Source organism: Streptantibioticus cattleyicolor NRRL 8057 = DSM 46488, from assembly GCF_000240165.1.
Classification (GTDB): Bacteria; Actinomycetota; Actinomycetes; order Streptomycetales; family Streptomycetaceae; genus Streptantibioticus; species Streptantibioticus cattleyicolor.
Window position 1 is genome coordinate 493374 of sequence record NC_017586.1, and the last position, 17952, is coordinate 511325.

A 17952-nucleotide genomic window follows, 5' to 3' on the forward strand; every position below is an offset into this window, starting at 1 on the left:
ATCTGCGGGCCGGTCGCCGTGGTCACCGTGGTGCCGACGGACGCCGCGCGGCTGAGGGCGGTCAGCAGCGCGGGGCGGACCGCCAGCCGGAACTGCGGGCCGCCGGACATCAGCCCGAGACCGACCGCCGGGCCGAGGCCGACCTCGCCGCCGTAGCCCGCGCCGACCTCCACCGACCGCTGCCGGCCGGACTCCGCGTCGTGCTGGGAGAACAGGTCGCCGACGGGGAACGCCGGGGCGATCCGGACGATCTCGGCGCGCGCCCGGTACCCGCCGCGCACGCTGCCGCCCTTGCCCACCAGTTCACCGGAGTCGGTCCACCCCTGGAACCAGGCGTGCAGGTCCCGGGTGAGCTGGTCCGAGGTGCCGGCCCGCTGCGCGGCGCCGCGTCCCGGGGCGCCGTGGGCGGTGAGCGCCGGGTGCGTCACGGAGCGGATGACGTCGAAGAGCCCCTTGCCGCCGGGGAATTGACCACCGGTGTCGGTGACCGTCAGCACGTCCAGCGACTCGGCGAACCGCACGGCACGCGCGGTCGCCTCCGGCACCGGCTCCAGCGGCGCGCCGTCCTGCCGTACGCCGTCGGGGACGAGGAAGCGGACGGGGACGCCGGCGGTCACCGTGGTGTCGTCGTGGAAGAGGTGCGGCGCGGGCTCCCCCGCCTTGTGTATCCGCAGTGTGACCGTCACCGTGCGCGGTACGTCCACCGAGCCGCCGGACCCGGCGAGCGCGCGGCCCAGCGCCGTGGTCTCGCTGGTGCCCACCTCGTGCGAGGTCTGGCCGAACGACACGGTGACGCCCACCGTGGCCCCGGCCAGCACACCCGGGACCGGGGTCGGTACGAGCGTGGTTCCGGCCAGCTTGGCCGCCCAGCCGTGCGTCGACGACGTCCCGCGGGCCGTGGTCGCGGTCACCGAGTGCCCGGCGACGACGTCGGGTCCCTCGCCCTTCTCGGGTTCGAGCAGGGTGATCAGCGGCCGGGGTTCGACGCGGGCCCGGGTGATGGAGACGGTCACGTCGTACCAGCCGTCGCGACCGCGTACCGGGAAGGGGAGGCCGTCACCGACGAACGCGCCGGTGTTGGCGGCTAGTTCGTCGGTGATCGTCTTGGGGTCGCCACCGGTGAAGGACCTGACCTGCTCGCCGACCCACCCGATGTTGCCCAGGCCGTGGAACCGGGTCAGCCCGGGGGCCTTCATCGACTCCAGGTAGCTGGGGAGGCGGAGGGTGGCGACCACACGGGTGGGGGTGGCCGCCGGTTCGGTGGCGGGGGGTGCCGCGGTGTCGGCGGAGTTGTGGAGGGCGGGTTCGGGGTAGGCGCGCGGGCGCGCGGAGTTGTACGCCTTCGGGTGCGGTGGCAGGGCGGACGCGTGCGTGGCGGGGGCGGTGTTCGGCGGCGGCGTGGTGGCCACCTCCGACGACGGCGTGACCGGGTCGATCTCCATCGGGTCCGGCTGAGCGGTCCCGGCCTCCAGGTACGCGAACGGCTCGCCGGCCGCGTCGTGCTCCACCTTCGGCTGTCCGTGCACCGGCACCCGGGTGCGCCACGGGAAGACCGCCTGCCGCGCCTCGGGCCGGAACGCGGCGAACGACACGTCCCGCGCCGGCGATCCGTCGATGCGCACCACGACCCGGTGCTGTCCGGCGGCGGGCGGCTCCAGGCGGGCGAGGGCGGCCGAGGGGTCCAGGGCGGCCTGCGCGTACTGCGGCACGTCCAGCGCGTCGACCGGCCGCGACCCGCTCCCGGGCAGGTCCCCGGCGGCCAGGTAGGCGAGGTACACCGGCTCGCCGACCGGCGGCAGTTCGGTGAGCGCCTCCGACAGCACCCCCAGGTGCTCGCCGATGGGCCCGCGCACCGTGGGGGCGAGCGGTCCGGCCAGGGCCATCATCTCCTCGCCGATCTCCCCGTAGCGCGGGTCCGAACGGTCGGTGATGCGGGCGGCCTCCTCCGCGAGTGCCCGGAACCGCGCATCCTCCGCGAGCACGTAGGGGAAGTCCAGCGTCCCGCTGGCCAGGGCCTCGCCGATCGTGGCGCCGATCTCGTGGGCCAGACGGTCGGCCGGTGCGCCGTTCTCCGTGGCGAGTTGGGCGGCCATCAGCCGGTGGTCCGGGCCGTGGGAGGCGATGAAGAGCGTGGTGAGATGGGCGGGCATCAACCTCTCGATCGCCGGTGAGCCGGGGTGGCGGTCGGCCCACGTGCCCAGCGCCTCCCGGCGGGCCGGCCAGGTGGCCGCGCCCATGGTCCGCTCCTCGCCGGACGGGAGGGCGGGTGCCGGGTCGCCGGCGGCCCGGGCTTCGGTGAGCAGCCGCAGGGCGCCCATGAGCCCCATGGGCACCTCGACGCCGCCCGTCGCGCGCGGGGTGAGCCCCGGGACGTCGAGCCGGTGGTGGGGCGGCAGCCCGGCCTCGCCGTGCTCCCGTGCCAGGGCCGCCAGGTCGGTGTCGAACGGCTGCAGTTGGGCCCGGACCCACCCGTACAGGTCGGCCGCGTCGCCGAGCAGGGCGTCCTTGAGACCGTCGACGGCGACACCACGGCCGTCCTCGGCGAGGTCGGCCTCGACGTACTCCGCCAGCGTCTCGGCCACGCTGTGGGTGCCCTTGGTCAGCCGCCAGCCGAGCACCGCCTTGAGGAACAGGGCGTCGTCGGCGCCGGACACCCGTGCCTCGCGGTACGCCTCGTGCAGCGGCTCCATGCTGCGGAAGGCGCCGTCGCGTACGAGCAGCCCGCGAGCCGTGCGCATGTCGAGCGCCTCGTCGGCGTCGTCGGCGACGGTGAACTCGGCGTTGCCGCCGACGGCCTTGTCGATGGCGTCCATGAGGGCCGGCAGCGTGTGGGCACCGGTCGTGTCGACCTGGTACGTCCCCGAGGCGTTGAGCCTGCGGGCGAAGGCGTCGGCGAAGACCACGACCTCCGGCGCCATGCGGAACGCCTCGCCGATGGCGCGCTCGTGGGCCTTGGCGGCGGTTTCCCATTCCTTCGTCCCGTAGCGGTGCCGGAACCGCGCGCCCTGGCCGGCGAGGGGCAGGCCGGCGGTCCGCGGTCCGGCCGTCGTCGCGGCGTCGTGCGGGAACACCTGCCAATGCGGTTGCGGACGTCCCTTCTTCCTGCGGGCGAAAACGTACGGTCTGCGGTCCTGACCGCTTTCGGTATGAGCCCCGGTCGGCGCGTTGGCCGCGACGGTCTCGTGCCCGTCGACATGTTCGGCGGCGATCCGCCGGGCCCCGGGTACCACGCCTTCGGCACCCATCCCCGCCCAGCAGGCGAGCACCAGGTGCCGGGTGCCACGGTCCACCCCGAGCTGCCGGATCAGCCGGGCGCTGCGGCGGCCGACCGCCGCTCCGCCGACGGACTTCGACCCTTCCGGGGTCCAGATTTGGAACAGACCGATGTTGCCGTGCGAACTCCACGCCGTGAAAGCCGGTTTGCCGTCCTCCCGCAGACCGGTGGTGACCGGCACGGGCAGCGAGGTGGACCCCCGGCCCTCTCGCAGGACACCGGGCTTCATGTCGAGCAGCCGCGCGTATTCATCCGCGCGCACGATCCAGTCCGGGCCGCTGAAGCTCGCCTCGCCGAACAGAACGCCGGCGGGCGACCGCAGTTCACGCGTGATGAGCGGTTCCTGCCAGTGCCGCGCCGCGGGCCGCGTGATCTGGTCGAGCGTGACGAGGGTGTACTCCGTGCCGCTCGCCAGGTCCCGGACGAGTTCGTCGTGCCCGACCTGGAAGACCGTTTCCCGGGGGAAGACCACCTGGTCGTCGGGGAAACGGGCGAACGGTGCGAACTCGGCCGCCTCCACGGGCTTGTCGAGCCGGTAGACCACCAGGTGGTGGCCGACGTGCCCGGAGGCGTCCCGCGCCGCGTCGCGCAGAACGGTGTCGAGGCTCGACTTCGCCTGGAAGAGCCGGGGCCGGGCGAACCTCCGTCCCACGGCCGCGTAGGGGCGAGGCCCATGGCCCGTACCGGGCTCCCACTCGCCCCACACCACCGGGCCCTCGGCCTCCGGCAGCACCAACGCGGATCGCGCGGCCTGCTCCTCGTGCTGGGCCAGTTCCCGGACCAGTTCGTCGGTGGCCAGGTCGGCGGCCACCTGGGCGAGCCGGTCCGGGGTGCGCTCCTCGGGATGCCCGAGCAGTCGGCGCACCCCCGGTTCGCGCAGCATCACCAGCGGCAGGGCGGACATCCGGCCGCCGCGGTCCAGGCCGGCCAGGTGGGAGAGAATCTCCTCCCGCAGCCGGTCCCGGCCCTGCGACGCCGCCGCCATGAGCTTGGCATCGTCCCCGCCGAGCAGGAAGAGCGACACGACGTGGGCGCGTTGGATCCTCGGCATGACGCGGCGGTAGGTGGACATCCACTGCCGGAAGGCGTCCCGTCGCCCGTGCCACGCCCGCGTGCCCTCACCGGCGGCCGATCCGCCGTTGAGCCGGTCCGTCACCGCGTTCCGCAGATCGCTCAGGCCGATCCCGCCGGTCAGCCCCGGGTCGAGCAGGTGCTGCGCCCAGTCGTAGTACGCGGCCTGATGCGGCAGGCGCAGCAAGGCCAGCGAGAGCCCGGCGTCGCCGGCGAGCGGCCCGTCGTCGAGCTGGTCGGCGGGGTCGAACAGGAACGGGACGAGACCGTAGAGCTGCGAGGCGTCGGCGTCCACGGAGGAGGCCGTGGTGAAGTCCGGCTCCAGGAGCTGCGATCCGTCGCGCTCGGCGACCCCGGCCCGCTGGGCGGCGGCGAGCAGTTCCGCCAGCGTGGGCGCCGGGGTACGGGAGAGCGTCCAGCCCAGTACGGCGTTGCGGAAGGCGAGCGCGTTCCCGTTCGGGACCTTCAGGTCCTGGTGGACCCGCATCACCAGCTCGGCCTGCCGGACCCGATCCGCCTTCTCCGCCGCGTTCTCGTCGGTGAGCGGGTGGCCCAGCTCGGTCAGCCGGGCGGCGAGCGCCGGATCCGTGGCTGTCGGCTGCGGCAACTGCTTCTCGCCCGCGTAGACCGCCGCGCCCCGGGCGATCGCGGCCATGACCTCGGTGAGGTGGGGCCGGTCCGCGCCGTCGGACTTGAGCAGCCTGGCCAGTTCGCGGTCCGCGCGGAAGTCCTTGGGCCGAGCGGGCGGGAAGAACAGCCGGTACCGGGCAGGGCTGGTGACGAGCTTCACCCGGAGCGCCTTGAGGACCCCCTGCGCCTCCGAGAGCCACGCGGGGTTGGACACCACGGCCCGGCCGAACGCGTTCTCGTAGTCGAGCGCGGTACGGAGCCACTGCTGGCGGTCGCCGAAGTACAGCTGCGGGAACTTCACGGCCGCGTCGCTGACCTTCGGCTGCCCGGCGCCGGCGGGCGGCAGTTGACCCGCATGCTGCTGAGCCGCATCGGTCGGTCCGGCCATCGCGTACGACACCGGGTCCGAATGCGTCCGAGTGCTGTTGGCGGCGAGGCCCATCGGGTGCGCGACCGGCTCGCTCTTCGCGTCCAGCGCGACGACGAACGCCGTCTTGTGCTGCGTGTACTCCACGAACCCGGCCGCGTCCATCCCCCGCGCCTTACCGGTGTTCGGGTCGTACTCGAGAATCCCGTCACCGGTGACCACAGCGGCCTCGGCATGCACATCACTGCCGAACCAGATCCGCGTCCCCACCGGATACGCACCACTCGACACCGCGGCGTGCAGCGTCTCACGGTCGACTGACACACCACCCAGACGCTCCACCGCGTAATCCACCTGCGCGGCCAGACCACCCTCACTCGCCCACTGCCGCACCGTGTCCACCACAGACACCCGCGCGTCCGGAGCCAGATCCAGGAACCGCAAACCTGCCGCGCCATGGCCGTTGTTCAACCAATGCGTCGAGAGGAAGGCACCGAACCGCTCGATACGGAAGAACCCCTCCGGCTCACCACCCGAACCCACCCAGTAACCCGAGAAATCCGTGTACAAGGACGGATTCGCACCCATCCTGTCCGCGAACTCCACCGGGGAGCCGTCGGACAGCACCAACTGGGCTCCGGCGGCGGTGTCGGGGGCCATGACGGCGCCCGGCAGCGGGGCGAGGTTCTGCGGTGCGGCGGTGATGACGGCCCGCACCGCGTCGAGGGCGTGATCACGGTCGGCCTGCGGCACCGGGCGTGCCCTCAGCACCTGGTACGGCTCGCCGGCGGCGTCCGTCGCCGCCCGGTGCGAGACGACGACCAGCCGTGTCGCGACGGGGATCCGGATGTGGCGGCGGCTGGGGTCGTGCGCCAGCGCGGTGAAGTCACGGGCCGGAGAGTCCTCCACCTCGACCACGGCACGCCGTGCCGGGTCCTTGGGGGTACCGAGCTTCGCCAGCGCGTCGGCCTCGTCCGGGTCGAGCTCCTGGAGCCCGCGCATGTCCAGCGTGCGCAGATCCGCGGCGACCCCGGCGGCGGGGAGTTCGATCGGGTAGTACACCAACCCGCCCACCGGCTCGAGTTGCGTCAGCCCCTCGGCGGCGAGCCCCAGCGTCGCGGGGATCACGTCGGCGAGCCGGCCGACCATGTCGTCCGCCGCATCATCCGTGTCGTCCCGGAGGCTTTCGTAGTCGTCGTCCGTCGGATCGGCGTGCGCCAGCGCCTCGACCAGGTCACGAAGCTCCGGGTGGCGCAACAGCAACGGCAGTTGGGGGTCCATGCCCTTGGCGCCGCGTTCCAGCGCCTCGTCGATCTGCTCGTACAGCACCCGGTCGAGCACGGTGATGGCGTGGGTGGCGGGGCGTTCGTCGAGCCACGGTCGCAGGAACGGGCGGCTCGTGTCATGGCTGAGCAGGTACAGCGCGGTGACGTGGGCGGGGTCCAGCCGGTCGAGCGGTACGGCGGAGGCGCGGGCCGCGGTGTACCGGTCCGCCCAGCTGTCGGCGCCCAGGACGCCTTCCTCACCGGCGGGGATGCGCGGCAACTGGTCCGCGGCCGACAGCGTCCGCACGGCACGCGTCAGGCCGTGCGGCACCTCGATGCCGTCGGGCACGTCGGCGAGGTAGGCGGTGTCCTCGGAGTGCAACCGCCAGTGCGGCAGGCGCAGCCCTTCCGCCGTGTCCCCCGGGGGCAGGCCGTCGCGCGGCACGAAGGCGGTGTCGACCAGGCCGTACAGGTGGGCCCCGGTGCCCGCCAGCGCCGCGACGAGCGCGGCCTGGTTGCCGCTCATCCCCGAGTCGCGCAGATCCACCAGGAGAGCGGCGAGCGGGTGGCGCTGGGCGAGCCCCGCGGCGAAGACACCCTTCACGAACGACGGGAAGTGCTCGCTGGGCAGGTCCAGGTCCCGGTAGAGCCAGTACATGGTCCGCGTGCTCGGTATCGGTTGCCGGTTGAGCACGATCCCGCGTTCGCCGGACAGGACCGTCCAGGTGCCCTTGTCGACGCCGGGCAACGGGGCTTCCTGGGGGTACTTCGTGGCCGCCGCGGCGCGGACGGCGTCGGCCAGGTCGGTCAAGGACACGTCGGGCCGGGACGGGTCGAGCGTCACCTTGTACGCCCCGGAGTCGCGGAGCGCCTTGACCGTCCGGCGCAGCGCGGCGAGCGCCGCCGGGTCGTCGGTCAGGTACTTCTCCATGGCCTTGTCGTACTCACGGGCCACACCCGCCCACTCCGGACGGTTCACCGGGTACCGCGCCGCCTGGCCGGCGAGGTACGGCTCCGCCGAGGGCACCGGGGTCTGGCCGGCCAGCGGGCTCCTCGGGTGGAAGGTCTTGAGTGCCGCGTCCTTCGGCGCGCCCCAGCTCGGGGTGATGATGGCGAACGGAAGCGGTGTGGGGAACGTGTTGACGACGACCTGGCCCGCCACCGAGACACGCTGCGGCGGGTGCTCGTCGGCTTCCTGCTGCGCCACCGTCGGCAGGCCGGGGCGGTCGGCCCCCGCCGAACACGACCACTGCACGTAGGGCATGTCCGGCGCCACGCCCGCCGCCGCGAACCGCCGGGCGAAGTCGATGCCGCTCTGGGTGCCGCTGAGGAACTTCCCGCCGAACCGTCCCACCGCGAACTTCAGATGCGGTGAGCCGTGGAGTCCGGTGAACACGAAACGGGGCTTGCCGTTGGCGTCGGTCCCGGTGCGGATCGGCCAGGGTCGCGGGGTGTCGAACGTCTTGGCCTTCGAGCTGGCGAGCCGGTACTCGTTCGTGCCGGGGAGGAACGTGAAGCCGGGGTGGTGGGTGACGGCTTCCCGCGCGTTGAGGCTGGAGTAGCCGAACCAGACACCCGAGGGGGTGCGGACATCGCGCACCAGGATCTCGTCGTCCCAGGCCATCTTGGCGGCGGACCGGGGTTCCTCGGTGGCGACGACGTGCCGGTACCACAGCTTCGTCCGGGGGTCCCACGCGTAGCTGTGACCCCGGATCCGCAGTGTGGTCGGCCACGGGGAGACGACTTCGCGCTTCTCCGGGGTGCGGGAGGCGACCGCCACCTCACGTACCGCCGAGGACCGCAGGACTTCCACGACCACGGCGTGATGCGTGCCCTGCGGCAAGCGGTCCAGCTTGTCCTTGGCGTCCTTCAGCGCGGCGGCGCGGTCGAGCATCCCGGTCCGCATGGCGGGGACCGGTACGAGCTGGCCCTTGGCCATCCGGAGGTCGGGCGGTCCGCCGAACAACGGCCCCTGCCGGGCCATGGTGTACACCACGTTGCGGCCGTCGGCGGGCTTCGCCGGCAGGAAGTCCAGCGCTTCCTCGGCCATCGAGGCGTGGCCGCGGATCTCCGCCAGCAACCGGTCGTCGACCCGTCGTACGAAGCCGTCGACCGCCGCCTTCACCTGATCGGGACGGGCCATCGTCTCCACGACGGCCTGGATGGCCGGGTCGCGCAGCATCAGCAGCGGCCACGAGGTCCGCTTCCTCGGGTCCGCCTGCGCCCCGGCGGCCTGGAAGAGCGCGCGCACCCGGTCCAGCGCTTGCGCCCCCTTCAGCAGGTCGGGGTCGAGGAACTGCGCGTCGGGACCGGTCGCCAGGGAAAGCGCCATCGCGTGGCTGGTCGGCAGTTCGCCCCACGCCTCCAGGGTGCCCGGGTCACGGGCCATGTCCCGCAGCGCCTCCCGGCGCCCGTGCCACAGGGCCGCGCTGTTGCCGGTCGCCGGTATGTGACCCACGTACCGGCTCATATGCACCGGGGAGAACCAGTCGCCGACCCCGGTGACCTGGGCCGACAGCAGCCCGGCGGTGTGCTCCGCGTACAACTGGGCGTGCGGGGGCGCCGCCAGCGTCGTCGTGACCGACGCGGGAGGCGGGGACTCGATGTGGCGCAGCCGCCCCCGGGGTTCGAGGAAGCCGTGGATCCATCCGTGCAGCCGGGCCCGGTCCGTCAGCCACGGGTTGGGCTCGACCTGGGGGTCCCGGAATCCGTGGCGCTTCGCCAGGTCCAGGAACCACTCGAACGGCAGCGCGTCGGCACGTCGCAGGTGGTACGCCGCCACCGCGTCCCGGAACATGAAGGTGCTCGCGCCCGGCACCCGCAGGTGGTTGTGGACGGCCAGCATCGTCTCGATGTCCTTGGCCTGTCGCCGCTGCGCGTCCGACAGGTCGGCCGAGCCGTAGAACCCGCGCCGCCGTACCTCGGCGTCCCAGTCGGGTTGACGCTGCCGGACACCGGCCGGCTTCGGCAGCTTCGCGCCCTGCGCGTAGCCCGGGGCCACCCGTGCGAAGGCGTCCATCAACTCGTCGAAGGACGGCGGGTTGGCGGCGTCCAGCAATTTCCGCTCGGCCGCCGCGGTGTCGAACCCGGTCAGCGACGGCTGGTTGTGCAGCAGTTGGCGGAAGGCGTCCGCCTCGGCGCGGGGTGCCTTGCCGGCGAGCGTCAGCATGTGACCGAGTGTCTTCTGCGCCTCGGCGCGTACCAGCGGGTCCTTCCCCAGCACCCAGGCGGCGGCGTTCTCGTACTGCTCGGAGCGGCGCAGGTAGTCGGAGCGCAACGGCCCGGTGTAGAGAGCCGGATAACGCGGTTCGTGGACGGCCGGGAACGTGGTGGCGGCGGATGTGGTGACCGGTGCCGTGCTCTGCTGTGCCGCCGGTCCGGGCTGCGAGGTGGTGGTTGGCGGCTGGGTCTGCTGCGCGGCGGGCGGGGCCATCGGGTGGGGTACGGGGGTGGGGTGCAGGCTGGTGGCGTCGGGCGCGGTGGTGTGCGGGGCGGCCATCGCATGAAGGGCCGGTGCGGATGCTGACTGCGCGGCGGTGGGCTGGGATCCGCGGGTGACGGTGACCAGGTGATGGGGGGGCGAATGCCGCAGGCGCAACGGCACACCGCCCAGTTCCACGGCGTCGTGGCCGTCCAGGGTGAACGTCGGGGGCTTGGTCACCGTCACCGTGAGCGGCAGGTACCCGGGTGTGCCGCGGTGGCGTTCGTTGAGCGCCTCGATCTGCGCGACGAGCGTGCCCCACTGGCTCTTGCCCGGCATGTCGTTGTCCGTCAGCACCCACGCGACGCTGTCCGGACCCATCACGTGCTCAAGGCACTCCGCCAGTCCGCCGTTCTCCTCCAGGGCCCACGGGCCCGGATGCGGAACGATGACATCGGTGTTGGGCACGTGCCGGCCGAACTCGGTCAGCGAGCCGGAAACCAACGACATCTCTCCGTCGGTCCGCACCGCGTTCATGGTGTCCCGGAAGGTGGACTTCATATCCGGGTCGTACGCGCTGAGGTGACCGTGCCGTTGCAGCGCGCCGGTGAGGAACGCCCTGTCCCCCAGGCCGGCCCCGTCCACCGCCGCCACGACGGTATGACGACGACGGGCGTTCTCCAGCGCCTCGTCGAGCGGTGTGTACGACTCGACCGCGCGCAGTCGAGCTTGCTGCGTCTCGTGCATCGCCTTGAACCACGGCGTCCCGGCGACCTCGGTCTCCCAGTCCAGCACCCGGTAGTCGCCGTCCTCGCCCTCGGTCAGAAGGAGGGGCGGCTCGCTCCCCTCGGTCACCGGCGCGCCGACCGGGCCCATCGTCCGGACGGCGGGCGCCGGCGTGGCCGCGGGCTGCGTCCCCCGGGTGATCATCACCAGGGCGTACGGGCCCTCGTGCCGGAGGAGCAGCGGGATGCCGCCCACCTCTGCGACGTCCCGTCCGGGGAAGTCTCGGAGCCGCGGGATGCCGTCCGGCTTCGTGACATTCCGTACCTGTTCCGCGAAGTCACGGGCCGGGCGGGGAACGACCGGCGTGACGCGCGCTTCAAGGGGGAGGTAGCCCGGGGTGGTGCGGTTGTGCTCGTTGATGGCGGCGATCTGCTCGGTCAGCGCCTGTGACTGGCTGCCGCCGGGCAGTTCGTTGTCGGTGAGGATCCAGGCCCGGCTGTTGGGACCGAGGACGTGTTCGACGGACCACGCCAGGCTGCCGGGCCCGCTCTCGGTCGCCCACGGTCCGGGATGCGGGACGAGGAGGTCGGTGTAGGGCACGTGGTGTCCGAAGCCGGTGACCGAGCCGGGCACCAGGTTCATCGTGCCCCACCCCGCGGCGGGCCGCATGCGTTCGTCGAGCCAGTCCGTCATGGCCGGGTCGTACGCGCTCAGGTTGCGATGGCGGCCCAGGGCTCCGGCGAGGAACAGGACGTCCTCCGCTCCCACGGCGCCGTCCACGGCCGCCACCACGGTGTTGCGCGTGCTGTTCAGGGCGTCCTGGATCATGCTGAACGGCTCGGCGCCGAGGAGCCGTTGCACATGGTCGGGGTGGAGCTTCCCGTACCGGTTGGACTCGGTGATCTCCTCCCAGCTCACGATCCGCTGGCCGCCCCGGTCGTTGAGGTCCAGCAGGACCGGGGGTCCGTCCTCATCGGAGGAGGAGTCGTCCGACACGTCGAGTGGCCGAGTGGTCGGCCGGGTGCTGATGCTGCCGGGCAGAGGCGCACTGCTCTCTTCGGCGGCCGTGATGACGTCCTTGACGCCGCCGAGCGCGGCCTTCCGGTCGGCGGCGGGCATCTCGACGGCCCGCCAAACCTGTTGGGTCCCATCCGTACTGTACGCGGTGACGGCCAGCCGGGTGTCGTCGGGGTACCGGATGTGGTGACGGCCGGTGCCGGGCGCCAGCGAGGTGAAGTCACGGGCGGTGGACTTGTCGATTTCGACCAGGACGTGGCGGGTCGGGTCGGCCCCGCCGCCGAGTTTGGCGAGCGCGGCGGCCGGGTCCAGCTCGACATCCTGGAGGCGCGGCAGGTCCAGCGTGATCGTTCCGGCGGCCGTCGCCGCGTCAGAGATCTCGATGGCGAGGTACGCCGTGCGGTCGATCGGATCCAACTCCGTGAGCCCCTCGGTGGCGAGCCCGAGGGTGGAGGGGACCAGATAGCCGAGATCCCGCGCGGTCTCCCCGATGCGCTGGGCGAGTTCCCGCATGGCGTCATCGTGTCGGGCGTCGGCCGGAGCGGTGCGTACGGCCTTGTCGACGGCGTCGCGCAGGCCCTTGTTGTCCAGCAGCGGCGGCAGTTGCGGATCACCGCCCGCCCTGCCTCGTGTCACGGCCTGGTTGACCGTGTCCCACACCTTGGCTCCCGCGTCCCCGGTGGTGGTCTCCAGGAACGGGCGGCTCGCGTCGTCGCCGAGCAGGTACAGCGCGGTGGCGTGGGCGGCATCCAGCCGGTCAGAGATGGCGGAGCTGCCGCCGCCGGGCTTCGGCAGGCTCTGGGCGAGGTGTGTCGTGGCGTCGGTGTACGCCTGCCAGTGCGGCGGGCGCAGACGTTGCGCCAGATCGCCCGGCGGAAGGCCGTCGCGGGGCGCGAACACGGTGTCGGCGAGGCCGTACAGATGGGTGCCGGTACCGGACAGCGCCGCGGTGAGCGCGGCCTCGTTGCCGCTCATCCCGGAACGCTGAAGGTCGACGAGGAGCGCGCTGAGCGGGTGCCGTTTGCCGAGTCCCACGGCGAAGACGGCTTTCACAAAGGACGGGAACTCGTCGCTGGGCAGGTCGAGGTCGCGGTACAGCCAGTACATCGCGCGCGTGCCCGGTATCGGGTACGCGTGTGCCAGGATGCCGCGTCCGTCCATGAGACGACGCTGCGGGACGACGCCGAGACCGGGCAGCGTCTTCTCGCCGGGGTACGCGTCGCCCGCGGCGGTGCGCACGGCGTCGATCAGTTCGGGCATGGTCACGTCGGGCCGGGTGGGATCGGCCGTCACCGTGTCTCCACGGTCGACGAGCGCCTGTACCACCTTCCGCGCGGTGTCCCACGCCGCCCGGTCCTGGGCGAACCGTTCGCCCAGCGCGGTCTCGTACCCGGCCGCGCGGGCCGGCCAGTCCGGCCGGCCGACGGGGTACCGCGCCGCCTGCCCGGCGAAGTACGGCTCGGCGGAGGGGGCGGGTATCTCCTGGGTACGGGCGTCGCGCGGCCGGACCGTCACGAACTGCGGTGCGGAGGCCCCCCACCCCGGCCGGAGCACAACCACGTCCGGTTCGCCGTCCAAGGTGGCGACCACCGTGGTACCGGCGACGGACTCGCGCTGCGACGAGTGTTCGTCGATCGCCTGCTGGGCCAGCGAAACGCCGGGGCGCTTGGCCGCCGCCGAACACGACAACTGCAGGTAGCGCGTGGCCTCTTCGATGCCGGCCTTCTTGAACCGGCGGAAGGAGTCGACCCCGGTCTGGGTACCGCTGAGGAACCTTCGGCCGTACCGCCCCACCCCGACTTCGAGGTCGGGTGATCCGTGCAGAGCGCTGACCACGAAGTAGGGCTTGCCGTCCGGGTCGAGCCCGCTCTTCACCGGCCAGGGGCCCCGCGCGGTGGACGACTTCCACGTGCCGTAGTCCTGCTTGTTCCGCGCGTCCCAGACCTTGTGGTGCGTCGCCTCGGGGAGCTTCGCGAGGTTGGGGTGGTGGGTTGTGGCGTCCCGCGCGTTGAAGCTGGCGTAGCCGAACCACACGCCCTTGGCGGTGCGTATGTCGCGGACCAGGAGCGGGTCGTCCCACGCTTCCTTGGGGGTGGTCGGCGGCAGTTCCTCGGCGAGAACGTGCCGGTACCACAGGCCGGTTCCGCCGTCGCGGGCGTAGCCCTGTCGTAGCACACGGAACTTGGTGTGCGAGGGGAAGACGACGTCGTACTCGCCCGGAGCGCGGGAGAAGACGGAGGTGTCGTACGCCGTCTTGGGCCCCACGGCTTCGAAGAGCACCGCGTGCCCGGTGTCCGGCGCGGTGTCCTTCAGGGTGTCGGCGAGTTTCTTCAGCGCGCCGGAGCGGTCGAACGTGCCGTTGCGTACGGGAACCGGCACGATCTGGCCGTTGGCCAGCGGGGACGTCGACGTTCCGGCGGACAGTGGCCCCTGCTGGGTCATGGGGTACAGCACCGAGCGGCCGTCCGCGGGCTTCGCCGGCAGGGCGTCCAGCGCCTCGTCGGCCATCGACGCGTGGCCGCGTACCTCGGCCAGGAACTGGTCGTCCACCTTGCGCGCGAAGGCGTCGACTGCCGCCTTCACCTCTTCCGGCGTGGCGGACCGGCCGACGACGCCGCGGATGCCGGGGTCGTGCAGCATCAGCAAAGGCCAGGTCGACCGGTCCTCGGGGTCGGCCTCGCGACCGGCGGCCTCGACGTGCTCGCGCAGCCGGTCGAGGGCCTGCGGGCCCTCCTCCACGACGGCCGGGCGGAAGAAGCGGCTGTCGGGGCCGGTCGCCAGGGTCAGCGCCATCGCGTGCCCCTGCGTCATTTGCCGCAGCGCGTCCAATGTGCCGGGGTCGCGCAGCATGTCCCGCAGGGCTGCCCGGCGGTCGTGCCACAGTGCCTGCGCCGGACCCGACGTCCCGCCGATGTCGCTCAGGTCCTTCCCCAGGCGGGTGGGGGGTATCCAGTAGCCGAGCCCGGTGACGTCCCCGCCCAGCAGTGGTGTCGTCCGCTCCCGGTACAGGCGCAGGTGCGGTGGCTCCTCCAGCGTGTCGGCCATCCCCTTGTCGACGGCCACGCCGGCCTGCCGCAACCGCGTCAGCGGGTCGAGGAAGCCGTGCACCCACCCGTGCACCCGGGACCGGTCGGTCAGCCACGGGTCGGGCTCGACCTGCGGGTCGCGGAAGCCGGTCTCCTTGGCGACGTGCAGGAACCACTCCATGGGCAGGGCGTCGGGCCGCGACAGGTACCAGGCGGCCGCCGCGTCGCGGACCATGAAGTCGGCGCGGTCGGGGACGTTCATGTGGTCGTAGGCGGTCAGCACCGCCTCGATGTCCTCGGCCTGGCGCCGCTGCGCGTCCGTCAGGTCCGCCGAGCCGTGGTAGCCGCGCCGTCGCATCTCGGCGTCCCAGTCGGCGCCGTGCCGGGGCAGGCCCGTGGGCTGCGGCAGTTGCTCGTTCTGGTGGTAGTGGTGGGCGGTCCGGGTGAAGGCGCCCATAAGTTCGTCGAAGGACGGCGGGTTCACCGTGTCCAGCAGTCGCCTCTCGGCGGCGGCGGTGTCGAACCCGGCCAGTGACGTCTGGCCGAACAGTGCCTTCCGGAAGTCCTCGGTCATCCCGCCGGGTGCCGATTTCGCCCGTGTCACCAGGTGGTCGAGGGCCATCTGCACGTGTTCTGCCACCAGCGGGTCGCGGCCGAGCGCCGTGGCGACGGTGGATTCGTACGTGGCCGAGGTGGACAGGTAGTGGTCGCGCGTGCCGCCCTCGAACAGGGCCGGGTAGCGCGGCTGGTGGAGGGCGGGGATGGCGGCCGGGGCGGTGGTCGCGGTCGCGGGCTGGGATGCCGTGCCGCTGTGTTCGGTGGTGGCCGGCGGGGCCGGAGGGGTGTGGTCGGTCGTGCCCGGCGGCGGGGCCATGGTGTGCGCGACGGGCCCGGGCTGGTGGTGGTCGCCGGTCACCGCGCCACGGCTGATGGTGACGATGCGCTGCCCCTGCCGCAGGTGGACGGGGACGCCGCCCAGTTCGGTGGTGGCGTGACCGTTGGAGGTGTCCACCCGGGGTTCGCTGGTGCCCACCCGCAGCGGCTGGTAGCCCGGGGTGTTCGCGTTGCGCTCGTTGAGGGCGTCGACCTGCGCGGCCACGTCCTCGGGCCGGAGTCCCTCTCCCGTTCCGTCGCCGGTCAGGATCCAGGCGCGGCTGTTGGGCCCGAGCACGCTCTCCAGCGAGGCCACCAGGCCGTCCGGGCCCTCGAGCGACGGCCACTGCGTCGGGTGGGCTACGACGACGTCCGTGCGGGGGACGTGCGGGGTGAGGCTGGTGACGGCCTCGGGATCCCGCAGCAGGGTGGCGCCACGGGTAACGGTGACCAGGTGGCAGGGGGGAGAGTGCCGCAGGATCAGCGGAGCGCCGCCCAGGTTGACGGTGTTCGGGTTGTCGCGTTCCCACGCCCGCGGCTTGCCGATCTCCACCCGCATCGGCAGGTAGCCCGGGGTGTTCGCGTTGCGTTCGTTGATGGCCTCGATGTGCGCGGCGAGGTCCCGGTGCTGGCTCTTGCCGGGCATGTCGTTGTCGGTCAGGACGAAGGCACGGCCGCCCGGCCCCAGCACGTGTTCCAGGCAGCCCGCCAGGCCGTCGGCCCCGTCCCCCAGCGCCCACGGCCCCGGGTGCGGAACGATGACGTCGGTGTAGGGGACGTGGTGTCCGAACCCAGTGATCGAGCCCTTGACCAGGGATATCGTCCCCTCCCCCGCGGCAGGCGCCATGGTCTGCTCGAAGCTGTCGACCATCTCCGGGTCGTAGGCGCTGACGTTGTGCCGCAGCCCCAACGCGCCGGCGACGAACTGCGCGTCGCCGACGCTGCCCCCGTCGACGGCGGCCACGACGGTGTTGCGGGTCTCATCCAGCGCCGTCCCGAGGTCTTCCAGGTCCTCCACCCCGCGCAGCCGCTGCTGTTGTCCCGGGTGCAGCTCTTGGTACCACCGGGACGCGGTGACCTGCGGCCACTCGAGGAGAATGCCCTCACCCAGGTCGTCCTGCACGGTCAGGGACGGCAGTTCCTCCCCGGCGGACGGGGGGAACGCCTGGTACCCCGGCGCCATCGCGCGCGGCACGGGAGCGGGCTGAAGAGGCGGACCGGCCACGTCCCCACGGCCCACGGTGACGATGCGGTAGGGGTGGTCGGGGCGCAGGCGGAGCGGCACGCCGCCGAATCCGACGGTGGACGAGCCCACCACGGGCTCGCCGATATCCGCGCGCAGCGGCAGGTAACCCGGGGTGTTGTGGTTGGCCTCGTTGACGGCCCCGATCCGCGCGGCCACGTCTTCGGGCCGGATGCCGTCGCCGGTGCCGTCGGTGAGCACCCAGGCGTGGCTGTTGCGTCCCAGCGCACCATCGAGGGAGGCGGCCAACTCGTCCGGGGTGGGCCACATCCGCGGGTTGGGCACGACGACATCGGTGTACGGCACCCGCTGCCCGAGGGTGGTGTGCGGATCCCGCAGCAGCGTGGCACCGCGCGTAACGGTGACCAGGTGGTACGGCGGATCGTGGCGCAGCAGGAGCGGGGCGCCGCCCAGCTTCACGGTGAACCTGCCGTCCGAGAACTTCGGCGTCGGCTGGGAGACCTCGGCGCGCAGCGGCAGGTAGCCGGGGGTGTGCCGGTTGGCCTCGTTGAGCGACTCGATCTGCGCCAGCAGCGTCTCGTGCTGGCTCTTGCCGGGCATGTCGTTGTCGGTCAGGACGAAGGCACGGCTGCCCGGACCCATCACGTGCTCAAGACCGGCCGCGAGCCCGCGGGAACCTTCGTACTCCGTCCACGGGCCCGGGTGCGGAACGATGACGTCGGTGTAGGGGACGTGGTGACCGAACTCGGTGATCGAGCCCTTGACCAGGGACATCGTCCCCAGTTCCGCGGCAGGCTCCATGGAGGTCGGCAGGCCCGGTCTCATCTCCGGGTCGTAGGCACTGAGGTTGCCACGCAACGTGAGCGCGCCGGTGAGCAGTTCCACGTCCCCGACGGCGGCCCCGTCCACGGCGCCGACCACCGTGTTCCGCGTCTTGCCCAGCGCCTCCCCGAGCTCCGACATGTCCTCCACGCCACGCAGCCGCTCCTGCTGCCCCGGGTGCAGCGCCTGGAACCACGACGACGACTCGACGTCCGGCCACTCCAGCAGATCGGCATCCCCCTGGTCGTCGTGGACG

Annotated in this window: 1 protein-coding gene (cut by both window edges); it reads right to left on the bottom strand. The window is 72.6% G+C overall.

The whole window is internal to a WXG100-like domain-containing protein gene (locus tag SCATT_RS01930; RefSeq protein ID WP_014627318.1) on the bottom strand: the coding sequence, 42696 nt in all, runs 12262 nt past the left edge and 12482 nt past the right edge, and what appears here is coding positions 12483–30434 — codons 4161 (partial) to 10145 (partial); reading right to left, the first codon wholly in view occupies positions 17949–17951. Both codon boundaries (start and stop) fall beyond the window edges.